This is a genomic window from Athalassotoga saccharophila, from assembly GCF_009936215.1.
Classification (GTDB): Bacteria; Thermotogota; Thermotogae; order Mesoaciditogales; family Mesoaciditogaceae; genus Athalassotoga; species Athalassotoga saccharophila.
Genome location: NZ_AP019551.1, coordinates 1,054,516 through 1,068,031, shown reverse-complemented (window position 1 = coordinate 1,068,031; position 13,516 = coordinate 1,054,516). Strand labels below are relative to the sequence as shown.

16 protein-coding genes are annotated in these 13,516 nt (G+C 39.8%); 8 read left to right on the top strand and 8 right to left on the bottom strand.

Features of this window, described 5'->3' with window-relative positions:
* Positions 1 to 23: 23 nt before the first annotated feature.
* The 4 genes from ATHSA_RS05310 to ATHSA_RS05295 all read left to right on the top strand — a co-directional run bounded on the left by ATHSA_RS05310 (position 24) and on the right by ATHSA_RS05295 (position 4,764).
* The gene (locus ATHSA_RS05310) at positions 24 to 2,348 is read left to right on the top strand and encodes a methyl-accepting chemotaxis protein (protein WP_161848098.1); all 2,325 of its coding nucleotides are present in this window, start codon (positions 24 to 26) and stop codon (positions 2,346 to 2,348) included.
* A 79-nt stretch (positions 2,349 to 2,427) separates the two neighbouring features.
* Complete coding sequence (gene phoU / locus ATHSA_RS05305) at positions 2,428 to 3,111, top strand: phosphate signaling complex protein PhoU (protein ID WP_161848097.1); 684 nt, start codon at positions 2,428 to 2,430, stop codon at positions 3,109 to 3,111.
* A complete protein-coding gene (locus ATHSA_RS05300) occupies positions 3,108 to 3,794 on the top strand; it encodes a response regulator transcription factor (RefSeq protein WP_161848096.1) in 687 nt (228 codons plus the stop codon). Before phoU ends, ATHSA_RS05300 begins: the two co-directional genes overlap by 4 nt.
* Positions 3,781 to 4,764 carry a sensor histidine kinase gene (locus ATHSA_RS05295; protein ID WP_161848095.1) on the top strand — a complete coding sequence of 328 codons (984 nt, stop codon included), beginning with the start codon at positions 3,781 to 3,783 and terminating at the stop codon, positions 4,762 to 4,764. The genes ATHSA_RS05300 and ATHSA_RS05295 overlap by 14 nt, the downstream gene beginning before the upstream one ends.
* Positions 4,765 to 4,769: 5 nt before the next feature.
* Here ATHSA_RS05295 and ATHSA_RS05290 read toward each other — a convergent pair whose 3' ends face one another.
* Genes ATHSA_RS05290 through ATHSA_RS05280 form a run of 3 tightly spaced genes read right to left on the bottom strand, consistent with a single transcriptional unit; the run spans position 4,770 to position 7,265 of the window.
* A complete protein-coding gene (locus ATHSA_RS05290; RefSeq protein ID WP_161848094.1) occupies positions 4,770 to 5,831 on the bottom strand; it encodes an alanine/ornithine racemase family PLP-dependent enzyme in 1,062 nt (353 codons plus the stop codon).
* 10 nt (positions 5,832 to 5,841) lie between these two features.
* Entirely contained in the window at positions 5,842 to 6,288 is a 447-nt protein-coding gene (gene smpB, locus ATHSA_RS05285) for an SsrA-binding protein SmpB (protein WP_161848093.1), read from the bottom strand.
* The gene (locus ATHSA_RS05280; RefSeq protein WP_161848092.1) at positions 6,285 to 7,265 is read right to left on the bottom strand and encodes a DHH family phosphoesterase; all 981 of its coding nucleotides are present in this window, start codon (positions 7,263 to 7,265) and stop codon (positions 6,285 to 6,287) included. Before ATHSA_RS05280 ends, smpB begins: the two co-directional genes overlap by 4 nt.
* 208 nt (positions 7,266 to 7,473) lie before the next feature.
* On the opposite strand from ATHSA_RS05280, the gene ATHSA_RS05275 reads away from it, so the two are divergent.
* From ATHSA_RS05275 to ATHSA_RS05260, 4 genes are read left to right on the top strand one after another with little or no spacing between them, the layout of a single operon-like run.
* A complete protein-coding gene (locus ATHSA_RS05275) occupies positions 7,474 to 8,097 on the top strand; it encodes an endonuclease III domain-containing protein (protein ID WP_161848091.1) in 624 nt (207 codons plus the stop codon).
* Positions 8,090 to 8,680, top strand: a complete 591-nt coding sequence (locus ATHSA_RS05270; protein WP_161848090.1) for a class I SAM-dependent methyltransferase — start codon at positions 8,090 to 8,092, stop codon at positions 8,678 to 8,680. The genes ATHSA_RS05275 and ATHSA_RS05270 overlap by 8 nt, the downstream gene beginning before the upstream one ends.
* Complete coding sequence (locus ATHSA_RS05265) at positions 8,677 to 9,489, top strand: ATP-binding cassette domain-containing protein (RefSeq protein ID WP_161848089.1); 813 nt, start codon at positions 8,677 to 8,679, stop codon at positions 9,487 to 9,489. Before ATHSA_RS05270 ends, ATHSA_RS05265 begins: the two co-directional genes overlap by 4 nt.
* Positions 9,486 to 10,271 carry an ATP-binding cassette domain-containing protein gene (locus ATHSA_RS05260; protein ID WP_232060052.1) on the top strand — a complete coding sequence of 262 codons (786 nt, stop codon included), beginning with the start codon at positions 9,486 to 9,488 and terminating at the stop codon, positions 10,269 to 10,271. Before ATHSA_RS05265 ends, ATHSA_RS05260 begins: the two co-directional genes overlap by 4 nt.
* 1 nt (position 10,272) lies before the next feature.
* Here the strand turns inward: ATHSA_RS05260 and ATHSA_RS05255 are convergent, their stop codons facing one another.
* The 5 genes from ATHSA_RS05255 to ATHSA_RS05235 all read right to left on the bottom strand — a co-directional run bounded on the left by ATHSA_RS05255 (position 10,273) and on the right by ATHSA_RS05235 (position 13,514).
* The gene (locus ATHSA_RS05255) at positions 10,273 to 10,608 is read right to left on the bottom strand and encodes an SPW repeat domain-containing protein (RefSeq protein ID WP_161848087.1); all 336 of its coding nucleotides are present in this window, start codon (positions 10,606 to 10,608) and stop codon (positions 10,273 to 10,275) included.
* On the bottom strand, positions 10,609 to 11,328 hold the full coding sequence (locus ATHSA_RS05250; RefSeq protein WP_408626225.1) for an acyltransferase: 720 nt from the start codon (positions 11,326 to 11,328) through the stop codon (positions 10,609 to 10,611). It abuts the gene before it with no gap.
* 136 nt (positions 11,329 to 11,464) lie between these two features.
* Positions 11,465 to 12,124: an amino acid ABC transporter permease gene (locus ATHSA_RS05245; RefSeq protein WP_161848085.1), complete on the bottom strand. Its 660-nt coding sequence runs from the start codon at positions 12,122 to 12,124 to the stop codon at positions 11,465 to 11,467.
* Positions 12,121 to 12,852 carry an amino acid ABC transporter ATP-binding protein gene (locus tag ATHSA_RS05240; RefSeq protein WP_197739110.1) on the bottom strand — a complete coding sequence of 244 codons (732 nt, stop codon included), beginning with the start codon at positions 12,850 to 12,852 and terminating at the stop codon, positions 12,121 to 12,123. The genes ATHSA_RS05245 and ATHSA_RS05240 overlap by 4 nt, the downstream gene beginning before the upstream one ends.
* Positions 12,849 to 13,514, bottom strand: coding sequence for an amino acid ABC transporter permease (locus tag ATHSA_RS05235; protein ID WP_161848084.1), 666 nt, complete (start codon positions 13,512 to 13,514; stop codon positions 12,849 to 12,851). Before ATHSA_RS05235 ends, ATHSA_RS05240 begins: the two co-directional genes overlap by 4 nt.
* Between the last annotated feature and the right edge of the window lie 2 nt (positions 13,515 to 13,516).

The following is a 13,516-nucleotide window of genomic DNA, read 5'->3' as shown; positions in this document are numbered from 1 at the left end:
TTTTGAATTTTGGAGGGATATGGATGAAAGTTGGAGCGAAGATAATACTTTTTGCCGTTGCAATGGTTGTTGTGCTCTCAATAATAGCCGGTGTGATCTATTTTGAAAGTTTTGGAGTAAGAAATGCTCTATCAAATACCAACAAAGCGGTAAAAGAGGTGAATAATACCTACAACTCCACGACCCAACTTGCCAATCTCAGATTCACGATAACAAAGGCTCTATCAGACCTCAATTTGGGAGTATTTAGCGCCTCCACCTCTACTCTGAAGGCCCAGACTAATCTATTCGACAGCGAGGTAAATGATGCCTTTTCCATAATTCAAAAATTGCCGGTCTCGGATGAAGCATCTCAAATGAGCGCAAATCTTAAAAAGATGAAAAGCGTTGGAGATCTTGCTCTCGTTCAGACCGGAATGCTTATAAGTTATCAGGACAAATTAAAGCAGGCCCAGTCGAACTTGTCTGCCGCCCAGGCCCAGTACACCCAGGTAGAAAGTCAGATATCCAATTTGATGGTTCTTCACAAAAATCTTACGCAAACGATAGAGGCAAGTTTTAACACGATATCAGCAAGTGCAAATAACCTTTATTCTCTTCCGGCAACAGAGGCACAGATCCTTCAGACAAAACTTGCATCCGAGATCTCGAAATTTCCGATAAGTTCCCTCAGCATTGCAGACGTTGAGGAATTACTTAGCAACCTTGCAATTCTTGTGGGAACTTCTCAAGCGCAAGGAATGCTTTCTTCGATGGAACTTGCAGTCAGGAATATAAGCCTTGCAACATCTCAGGATCAGATAAATACCCAACTTACGATGATGAAGACTTACATTCAATCTTTCAAGACCGGAATGAGCATGGGAGCCCTCAACTCTGTTGGAGTCTATTATGGAAACATTTTGCTTGACACGTATTACAACCTTGCAAAACAATTCGGAGATCTCGTGATGACGGCCCAAAATGATCAATTCAACGTTCAATCGGTTTCAACGGTTGTTGACGGATACAACCAGCAGATATCTACTCAAAGAAATTTGATAGCAAACCTTCTTACCAACAGTGCAAAGCAATATTTCGATACCATAAACACTAACCTTTCAACACTTTTTGACAGGGCAAATTCTGATGTGCAAAATGCCATACAGAATGTTAACCAATCTTCCGCTTTCGTTTCAAATTCTTTCAACTCTCTTATCTTTATTTCCGTTGTTATAGTTATAATTTCTGGAATAGGCATAGTTTTGCTCGGTATCTTCCTGATATTCAATTTCACAAGAATTCTAAAGAAACTTGAAGATGCTGCCTCGAAGATAAGCGAGGGCGATCTAAGCGTCAATCTTGAAAAAACAAAACGAAGAGATGAATTTGGGGCCCTTCAGAATGCATTCCATGAGATGGTCAATTCTCTCAGAGAGATAATAAGTCATGTAAGACAATCGGCCTCCGACGTAAACGGCGGTTCACAGAACTTAAGCGCGGCCATAGAGGAAAATTCTGCCACGATAGAGGAAATAAGTGCAAATCTCGATAAGATAAAGAATTCAACAAAATCTTCCGTTGAAGGCTTGAGAGAGATGGTAAGCAGATTTGAAAAGTTGGAAGAGTCTGAAAGGCGCACTGTTGATAATGCCAAAAATATAAAGAATTCTTCCGATGAATCGATGAAGGCCGCGAGTGGCACTCAAAAAGAAGTAGAGCATCTTGTCGGTAATTTGCTAACGACAAAGGATAGGATTCTTCAAGGTTCGAAATCTGTCGAGAATCTAAAGGCTTCATACGCCTCAATTTCAAAGTTCATAGAGACGATCGAATCGATAGCCGAACAAACTAACCTTTTGGCTCTCAATGCCGCCATAGAGGCAGCACGGGCTGGAGAGGCAGGAAAAGGATTTGCGGTTGTGGCATCGGAGATAAGAAATCTTGCAGAGGAATCAAACAAGGCTGCCGAAGAGATAAGAAATGAAATAAAACACCTCCAAGAAGATGTTCAAAAAACCGCGGCAGAAATAGAATCGGGAGCATCTGCGATAGAAAATCTTTCATCCGAGGCTGGAAAGATGGCCGAGATGGTTAGAAGTATGATATCCACCTTTGATCAGATAAGAAAAGACGTCGAAGAGATAAGTAATGTGATAAAATCCAACGGAATAGAGATGGCTGAAGTAAGCGCAGATTCTCAAGAAAGGGCAAAACTCTTTGAAGAGATGATGCATATGTTAGACTCGATATCTGAAAGTTTAAACGAAAGTGGAAATGCAATAACGAATATAGCAAACACGGCAGAGGAACTTGCGGCAACATCACAAATGCTTGATGAAAGTGTGAAAAAGTTCAAAACAGAATAAAAGGCCGCTCAAGCGGCCTTTTTTAATACCATTTAAAATCGTATGATATAATAAGTCAAGACCAATTGGAGGAAGCCAGATGGATAAGATAGCCTTATCGAGTTATGAACATTCAATGGATATTTTGAGAATGAAATTGAATGAAATGTTCAGTTTATCTCTTGAGTCATTCGATTCTTCGATAAAATCTCTTGAAAATGTGGATGTCAAAATTGCGGAAAAGGTTATAAAGCAGGATGATGAAATAGATGCTCTAAAAAGAGAAATAGAGGAGATCGTCTACGAAATACTCCTAAAATACAAACCGTTATCTCAGGATCTAAGACGCATAATGATGGCCATGAAGATAACGGGAGAACTTGAACGCATTGCAGACCAAGGAGTTAATATAGCGCAGGTTACTCAGTTTTTGGAAGGCAAAACTTTGATAAAACCACTGATAGATATACCCAAGATGGCCCAAGTGGCAAGGGAGATGCTTCACGGATCAATGAAGGCATATTTCGATGAAAATATCGAACTTGCAAAAAAAATTTGGCTTATGGATGATCAGGTTGACGATCTCGACAGAAAGGTAGTCAATGATTTGGAAGAAATAGTAGAAAAACACTGCTCCAAGGATAGAATTGCACAGGCCGAAAGGTTGATCCTTGTCTCAAGGGCCATCGAGAGAGTTGCCGATCACTCCACGAATATATGCGAGGAAACAACTTACATGATCCTTGGAAAAGAACTTTACACCTTGTTAGGAGGTGAAAGATGAATTCAATTCTCATAGTTGAAGACGATGAGGACATGATCGATGTAATATCTTACGCTTTGAAGAATGGTGGATTTACATTCGATAAGGCCATGGCCATTTCAGAGATGTGGGATAAGTTGTCAAAAAACAACTTTGACTTAATACTTCTCGATATAGGCCTTCCGGATGGATCCGGCATAGATGCTTTAAAGATGATGAAGAACAAGGATATTCAAATTCCAGTCATAATTTTGACGGCAAGGAGAACAGATATAGACAAAGTGCTTGGTCTCGAGATGGGCGCAGACGATTACGTAACAAAACCATTTAACCAGTACGAACTTGTGGCAAGAATAAAGGCAGTCCTCAGAAGGACGGGACTCGACAAAACTCCCGCAAAGATCTTCAAATTCAACGGAAAGACTGTGAATCTTGATTCTTATTCCGCTGTGGACGAAAATGGCAATGTGATAGAATTTACCAATAAAGAATTTGAACTTTTAAAATTGTTTCTTTCAAATCCACTTAAGGTTTTCACAAGAGAAGAGATACTTGACAAGATCTGGGGCTTAGACTTTTTCGGGGAATTTCGTACAGTAGATGTTCACGTCAGCAAGATACGGGAAAAACTCGGAGAATCAGTTATAAAGACGGTCAGAGGAGTCGGATACAAACTCGGTGATTTTTTGAATGAGGATAATTGATTTTGTAAGTGAAGGAATAGTCTCGACAGATCAAAATTTGAACATAGTCGATCATAACGATACGATTTCGACGAACTTTGAAGTTTCTTTTCAGAGGGCCGTTAAACTCACAGATGTCATTTCATTTTCGAAGATGAATGAAGCACTTCAAACCTCTTTAAATGGGCATGTATTTTCAGAACAGTTACCTGTTTTTTTCGGCACAAAGAAGATAGAATGCAAGGTTACTGTCTTTACAGAAGGACCTTTGATAAGATGGATCTTCAAGAATTTAGACGATATCAAAATGCTCGAAAACGCAAAAGCGGATTTCGTTTCGGCCGTTTCCCACGAATTCATGACTCCTCTCGGCATAATAGAAGGTTTTCTTGAGATCATAAAGGATCCAAAGGTCGATGAAAAATCGAAAGCACAATACATCGAGAGGGCAGAAAATCAATTAAAAAGACTTGAAAAACTCGTTGATCAGTTACTATATTTGAGCGCTCTTGAAATGGAGACCTACATTCCAAAGTTTTCAATCGTTAACCTCTACCAGATGGCCCAAGAGGCAAGAGAAGAAATGGCTTACAGATGCAAGGCAAAAAACATAAATGTGGAAATAGAAATCCCAGAAAATCTTTTCATTAAAACCGATGGAACAGCCCTTTACAGGATAACCACGAATTTGCTTTCGAATGCCATAAAATATTCGTGGGAGAATTCTTCGGTAAAAATAAGCGCAAAAGAGGACGAAAAATTAGTAAGGATCTCAGTTGAGGATCATGGCATAGGTATAAAAAGTGAAGAAATACCGAGAATTTTTGAAAGATTTTATAGGGCTTCGAACGCCTCCGAAACAGATGCCAAGGGAATGGGATTGGGCCTTGCACTGGTCAAACATCTGGCAAAGATAATAAATGCCAAAATAGAGGTGAATTCAAAGTACACATTTGGATCTACCTTCACCGTTGTAATTCCTAAAAGATGAAAATTTCACCACACTTTTTCAACGTATTCAGATGTCATGGCTCTCAAAAGTGCGCTGTATGTTAGGCGAAATTTCAAAATGTCTCCTAACTTCAAATTTCCATCAAAATCGCTCACATCTAAAACTGTATGATCACTTGAGGCATGAAGTACTTTGATTCCTTTGTTGAGAGGGATCAAGCCAGCCGGATCGATATCCTGCTCTCCTATGGCTATTATGGCCTTAAGTCTATCTCCGAGGTCCTCGAAGACCGGTACCCTTCCCATTGCATCTCTTCCTATCCTGCCATAAGGAACCGATGGCTTGGTTTTCAATTCTATTATTTCGGCCTCGAGAGTGAATGTATCCTGCTTTAGAAATTCAAATGAAATGTTGTTTGTCGTATCGGTACCGAGGATCAATGATTCTCCAAGTCTGTACTCATTTATAGATGGAGGTATTTTCTTATCCTTTACCATGTAAAGTGCCGCCGTATTTCCACCGCTTATAACTTTGAAATTCACGCCTTGCGATCTTATTTTATCTCCGATCTTTGCAAGTAATCTCATGTTATCTGGATCGGGTATGACGCCCCCGTAACATCCGAGATTCGTACCTATCCCGTAAAGGTCTATTCCTTTTATTTTTGAAGATTCGACGATCTCATCTACGGCCTTTGTAAACCAAACACCTTCTCTTAAATCGCCGATATCTACCATGTATATTATCTTTTGCCTTTTTCCGCGAGAGGTTGCCACTTCTCCGATTTTTTTGACCGTTTCTAACTCCGAGACAAGGACTATGTCCACACTCTCAACGACATCCTCTATTTCGCTCATCATAGGTATTCTAAGCAACATGAAAGGGCCATTTACCCCATCTTTGCGCATTCTTTTTATATTTTGCATTCTCGAATCTCCTATTATGTCCACTCCGTTTTCTAAGTACGTTTTCGCAAGTAAAGGCTCTCCCTTAGCAACTTTAACGACACCGACGAGTTCTATTCCATTTTCATGGCACATCTTCGAAATTTCTCTGACATTGTATTTTATCGATTCCATATTCGAGACTAATCTTGGATAAGCCATTTCGACCTCCTCACTCGTATTTTATCTTTTTTTTCAAGGTTCTTTCGACCTCTTTCTTTGCTATTTCCTCCCTTTTATCGTAAAGATGTTTACCTCTGGCAAGGGCTATCTCAACCTTTGCCTTTCCTTTGTCATTGAAATAAACTCTCAAGGGGATAATGGTCAATCCTTTTTGATCTACCTTTGAATCGAGCCTTATTATCTCTCTTTTGTGCATCAAAAGTTTTCTTTTTCTTAACGGATCGTGATTGAAAAGGTTGCCTCCCGCGTATGGCGGTATGTGCATATTTTCTATGAAGATCTCTCCATTCCTTATTATGCAATAAGCATCGTTTATATTCGCACTTCCATTTCTAAGAGACTTTACCTCTGTACCTTTCAATTCTATGCCGGCTTCGAATTTGTCTAAAATCTCGTAATCCCTTCTTGCCTTTGAATTCGTCGTTACTACCTTCATGAACTCACAGCCTTTAACGCTTCTTTCGATTTATCAACGACTTTTTGAATGACATCCATTAAGTTCGCATCTTTTATGCTACATCCCGAGGCCCGAATATGTCCTCCACCACCAAAATACTTCGCGATCTCACTTACGTCAACGTAATTTTTGGATCTAAAGGAGATATTTATCTGATTTCTTGGCCATTCTATGAAAAGAATTGCGATCTCGACTCCGTATATAGATCTTATTTCCCCAACGAATCCTCCGGTTTCTTCATCGGTGCAGTTATTTCTTTCAAGCATATCGTAAGAAACATAGGCCCATGCAAGTTTTCCATCCTCTTTGACCTCGAGAGTATCGAGTGTTTCGGAGAAGAGTTTTAATTCTTTTAAGGTTTTATGCTCAAGGACAGCGGAGGCAATTTTTTGAATATTTGCACCTTTCTCAACAAGGCTTGCAGAATATTTGAAGACCTTAGCGTCTGTATTTGAATATTTAAAAAATCCAGTATCAGTTGCTATGCCCAGAAGATTTATCTCGGCAAGTACTGGATCGTATTCTATTCCAAATTTGTTTATTATTTCGTAAACTATAACTGCCGTAGCGGCATAAGATGGATCGCAAAAATCGAACTCCCCAAACCCTTCATTCGTTTTGTGATGATCGAGAGTTATATCTGGTTTCTTCTTCAAAAGTAGGGCTCCGTCCCCTATTCTCGATATCTCAGAGGCATCGACTATTATCGAGGTATCATAATCATAATTTTTTAATTCTTCAAGGCCTTTTATCTCCGATACTCCATTTATATCTTTGTAAAACCATGGAATGTGATCTGCTATACACCCTTCGGCCTCTATCCCGCATTTTCTCAAGGCAAGCGTTAAGGTTGCCACCGAACTTATATCATCTCCATCGGGCTTTACGTGTCCTATTATGAGAACTTTCTTGCTCTTTTTTATTCTTTCGACTATCTCTTCGAGTTTTACAAACATTTCCATCATCTCCACTTAATCTGAACACTTATTATATCATAAACAAGCGCAGGCCGATGCCTTGTGTGTGTAAAGTGACGAGTGAACAGTAAAAGACTTTTAATGATCCATCTGTTTTTTCTACGTGCCAACCACCTTATCCTATATTATCACCCATAAAGGATGATGAAAATGATTATGGTATACTATATTTGAAAGGTGTGATAATTTGAAGGATTACAAAGAGATATTTGAAAGGCTTTACAACAATTACGGACCTCAAAATTGGTGGCCTGCCGATACGAAATTCGAAATAGCGGTAGGTGCGATTTTAACGCAGAATACAATGTGGAGAAATGTTGTTCTTTCGATAAAAAATCTTGAAAATGCTGGCCTTCTTGAACCTTATAGAATGTATATAACACCTATCGAGAAACTTTCATATCTTATAAAGCCTTCGGGCTTTCCAAAGTTGAAAGCGATGAGATTGAAGAATTTTCTTTCCTTTTTTTCAAATTTTTCTTTCGATTTCGACAAACTCGAAAAGTTTGACACAAAAACTCTTTATAGTATGTTGATCGGCGTCAACGGTATAGGCCATGAAACGGCCAGTTCAATCTTACTTTACATATTCAATAGACCAATCTTTGTTTACGATGCTTACTTTAAAAGACTAACCACAAGACTTGGAATCGAACCGATCCAGATTGAAAAATCTTTCAACGATCCAGAAACTCTCGGTGAATTTCATGCCCTTATCGTTCAGCACTCGAAGATGCATTGCAGGAGCAAGCCCATCTGTCGAATGTGTCCTTTGACAGATATATGTGAATACGGTGAACAAAATGTTTGAGCATTACTATTCTCAGAACCCTTCAAGTAAAATCGTAGAAAAGGATTTTGAATTCAACGTCGGAAGTCAAAAATTGCGCTTCAAAACTGTTAGTGGTGTCTTTTCGTTTGGCAACCCAGATCCGGCATCGGTGGTACTTGTGAGAAATTTTCCCGAAGTTAAAGGTGATTTACTCGATCTTGGATGTGGATACGGATTCATTGGAATTTCTCTGAAGGCTAAAAATCCCGATCTGAATCTTTTCATGAGCGATATAAATGAAAGGGCCGTTGAATACGCGAAGATCAATGCAAAAAACAACAATATATTTGCAGTCATAAAAAGTGGTGATGGATTTGAAATATGGAATGGAATGGAATTCGATTTTGTCGTTTTTAATCCTCCAATGGCAGCCGGAAAAGATGTATGGGTAAGACTAATAGAAGAGTCACGTTCTCACCTTAGAGAGAGAGGGTTACTCTTTTGTGTTGGATTTCACAACAAAGGTGGAAGTGCGATAGAAAGAGAAATGAAAAGAGTCTTTGGTAACGTATCTACCATAGTAAAGGATGGAGGAATAAGAGTTTACTGCTCTGAGAGATGATAGAATTTAAAAATGTAAAACTCGATTACGAAGATGTAAATGTCTTTTCGAATTTGAATTTTAAAATCAAAGAGTCTGAATTCATAGCCGTTCTCGGTCTGAATGGATCTGGAAAGACCTCTCTTTTTAAGTTGATGAACGGTCTACTTTTGCCAACTGCAGGAGAGGTTTTGGTTGACGGAATGAGTACAAGAGATGAAAAAAAGATATGGGAAATAAGAAGAGACGTTGGTATTGTCTTTCAAAATCCAGAAAATCAGATCGTAGGGACCACGGTAGAAGAGGATGTAGCCTTTGGTCTTGAGAATCTGGGCGTTCCGAGAGAAGAAATGATTAAAAAGATAGAGGAGGTCCTTAAATTTGTAGGACTTTACGATCTAAAAAATGTCGAACCACACAGGCTTTCCGGAGGTCAAAAACAATTGCTTTGCGTTGCTGACGTTCTTGCCATGGGACCTAAATACATAGTTATGGATGAGCCTACCTCGATGATGGATCCTGTAAGCAGGGAGGCAATCTTTGAAATACTTTCAAAACTTCATGAAAATGGCCACACGATAATTTTTTCAACCCATTTACTCGATGAGATAGTAAATGCAGAAAGGATCATTTATCTAAAGAATGGGAATTTACTCTTCGATGGAAAGACTGTAGACGTAATAAGCGAGATAAAGGATGATTTTGGAAGTTCTGAACTGATAGATTTTGAAATAAAACTTCACAGATCCGGAGTAATAAAGGAATTCATGAGTATCTCAAAATTGGAAAGAAGGCTGATCGAATATTGTCAATCGAATTTGAAAAGGTGAGTTACGTGTACGATAAGAAAACACCCTTTGAAAAGGAAGCGGTAAGTGATATTTCCTTTAAAATAAAGGATGGAGAATCTCTTTCTATTCTTGGAAAGACTGGATCTGGAAAATCAACCATTCTTCAACTCATGAACGGTATAATAAAACCATCATCTGGAAGGGTTATCGTTGATGGAATGGTAACGACAGATAAAGATAAGGTCTTCGAGATAAGAAAGAGAGTTGGACTTGTCTTTCAAAACCCAGAACACCAATTTTTTGCAGATACGGTTTATCAGGAAATAGCATTTGGTCCAAAAAACTTTGGAATGGACGCCGACATGGCAGTTAAAGAAGCCATAAGAATAGTCGATCTTAGATGGGATATTCTCTCGAGGTCTCCCTTTGCCCTCTCGGGAGGTGAGAAAAGAAAAGTTGCAATCGCCTCGATAATAGCGTGTGATCCAAAATACCTTGTATTTGACGAACCCACTTCCTCTTTGGATCCTTCAAGCGCAAAGAATTTTTTTGAAATTCTTAAGGTACTCAAAAGTAAAGGAAAAAGTGTCATAATCGTTACGCATTCAGTAGAAGAGGCCCTTTACAACTTTGATAGGGCCCTTGTAATGTTCAATGGAAAGATCGTTTTTGACGGACATGTAAAATCCTTCATTGAAGAGGATCTTACCATGTACGGTCTCCTTCCACCTCCAATGGTAAGATTAAAGGAGAGCGTGAAAAAAGCCTGCGGAAATTTCCGCTTCGAAGATCTTATAAGTCAAAATGATATGACGATATAATTCAACTCTTCTTTTCCTTCGGCACTCTTTCAAAAAGTGCAACTATAAGGATTATCACGCCTACCACTACATCATTTGCCACATTGTGGAGATGATGGATCTTTGGATCGCTGACGTAAGGGATAAAGGCTGCTATTATCATCCATACCCCACCGATAAGCCCTATGATCCATCCCTGCCACGCTGAGCCCTGCGGAAGCATCATGAATCCAACTATCGCAACGATTATTCCAACTATTATGTCATTTACCATATTGCCAGTTACACCGATCGGAATAAATCCCGCTATTATAAGCCACACTCCCGCCAAAACTGTTGTCCATCCTTTCCAGGTCATTCAATTCCCTCCTTTATCAAGCAATTGATCCTCGGGTACGTCTTTGAGATACTTTGCCGGAACACCTGCAACAACAACGCGCGCCGGCACATTCTTTGTCACAACGGCACCTGCCGCAACAACTGCCTCTTCCCCTATCGTTATGCCCGGCAAAATCGTCGCGTTAACTCCTATCCTTGCGCCTTTTTTAAGTGTCGGGCCTTTGAAATGTTTGAATCTTTCTTGCGTTCTTCCCAAATAATTATCATTTGAAAACGAGACCTCTGGCGCGATGAAGCAATGATCCTCTACAACAGACATTGCCGTTATGTAGGCCTCTGTTTCTATCTTGACATAACTGCCGATCTTCGTTTGATTTTCAATTGCAACTCCCCTCCCAATGATCGTGTTTTTGCCGATCTCAACTTCTTCCCTTACTGTGGCAAGGTCCCCTATGAACACGTTTTCATCTATTACAGATCCTTTGTAGATAATGCATCCCGATCCTATTGTAACGCCTTTTTTAATTTCCAAAGGTGGCAGAACCTTTAATCTCGTTGTCGCACTTGTAGAGGCTTTGAGGGGAGATCTCCCAAGGATCGTACCATCACAGATCGTAACATAATCGCCTATTCTTACGCCCGAAAGAATGACAACGTTGTGTCCTATTGTGACGTTATTCCCTATCACAACATCGTTTTCTATTATGGCATTTTCTCCAATAGATACTCCATTCCCCATGATCGCGTTTTTGCTGACACTCACTTTTACCACCTCGCTTGATTATACCAAACAAAATTCGAATTCCGAATAGTCACTCTTGCAAACTGGCACTTAAACAAAAACTGTATTTCGAATTTTCAAATGAGATCATTTTTTACACTCCGGGCATTCTTACCATCTTCTCTATTCTCGACATTCCCCATGTAAGAATCATCACGATAACGAGATATATCAAGGCAACGCCAAGGAAAACGTCCATAAATTCAAAATTTCTGCTTGCCACGAACTCACCCTGTGCCATTAACTCTGGAACACCCACAAGGTATGCGACAGAGGTGTACTTTACAAGGTACGCGAATTCATTTGTCCATGATGGAAGCACCTTTATAAGACTTTGAGGAAGTATCACGTTTAGGATGCTTTTCCATTTAGTCATCCCTATCGAAAGGGCTGCCATCATCTGTCCTTTATCTATAGATTGAATAGATCCTCTTATGTATTCGGCTTGATACGCCCCACTGTTTATCGAGAAACTTATTATGGAGGCGACAAGCGGTGAAAGATGTATTCCTATCTGCGGAAAGGCAAAATAAAATATGAATAACTGTACGAGCAAAGGAGTTCCTCTTATGGATTCCACAAAGATGGTTGAGATAGAATATGAGAGTTTATTCCCGTAAGTTCTCGATATCGCAACGAGTACACCTATCACGAATCCTATCGAGATCGAAGAAAGCGCAAGTTCTGCCGTGAAAACAAGGCCATTCATAAAAAATGGGAAGGCCTCTATAAAGACATTTATGAACTTTATCATCTTCCCTCCCTGAATTTGGCCAAAAATTGCTTTGTCCTTTCTTTTAAGGGATTAGCGAGTATTTCCGGGCCTCCTTGTTCGATTATTTCCCCATTTTCCATGAAGATTATCCTGTCAGCGACATCCCTTGCAAATCCAAGTTCGTGAGTCACAATAAGCATAGTCATGCCTTCCCTTGCAAGTTTTTTTATGACTTCTAAAACCTCTCCGACGAGTTCGGGATCGAGAGCCGAGGTTGGCTCATCGAAAAGTATCAACTGTGGCTCCATGGCAAGGGCTCGTGCGATTCCGACCCTTTGCTTTTGCCCGCCAGACAGTTGGGCAGGATAGGCATTCATCCGTGATTCAAGCCCAACTTTCTTTAGATTTTCGATTGCCACTTTTGTAGCGATATCTTTTGGCAATTTTTTAACCTTAATGGGCCCTATTCTGACATTGTCGAGGACAGTTAAATGATTGAAAAGGTTGAACTCTTGAAATACCATTCCGATCCTTTGTCTGAAGATTTCAGGGTGCTTTGAACCGGTTATCTCCTCGCCATTCAAAAAGATCTTACCTTCATCCGGCTCTATAAGGCGATTTATACACATAAGCATCGTCGACTTCCCAGTTCCTGAAGGACCTATGACGACGACCGTTTCTCCCTTTTCCATCTCAAAGGAAATGCCTTTTATTATTTCGTTGCTGTCATATCTTTTTTTGAGATTTCTTACTTCAAGAACCTTCACGCCCTCTCACCTCTGAATTCAAAGCCGTGAATTGCAAATCTCTTCTCAACTCTTCTGACAATAGAATTCGTTGAAAAGGTTATGATGAAATATATCGCCGCACACAAAAGGTATATCAAAAGCGGCTCGTATGTCGTAGATATTATATAGGTGCCTTCTCTAAGAAGTTCTGTTACACCAAGCGCATAGGCAAAAGAGGTATCTTTGAGAACTATCGTGAATTCATTTGTGAGTGGGGCAATTGAAAATCTTATGGCCTGTGGTAAGGTTATATGAATGAAGATCTGTGTACCTTTCATTCCAAGCGATTGTCCCGCCATGATCTGACCATTTGGAACTGAAAGGAGTGATCCTCGAAAGATTTGGGACTGATAAGCCGAACTGCAAATGCCGAGAGATAGTACAGAGGCCGTGAAAGGGTCAAATCTTATGCCGATAGAGGGAAAGCCAAAGAATATTATGAACATAACCACAAGGAGTGGAACACCCCTTATTATCCTCTCGTAAGATGTCGTGATTATTTTAATTGGTATATTGCCATAGACCTGACCGAGCGAGAATGGAATCGCTATCACAAAGGCCATTGCAAAAGAGATTACCGCCAGTTCAGCGGTAATCAGAGTTCCTTTAAGTAAAACCTGTAGAATTGAAAGGAGATCCATCT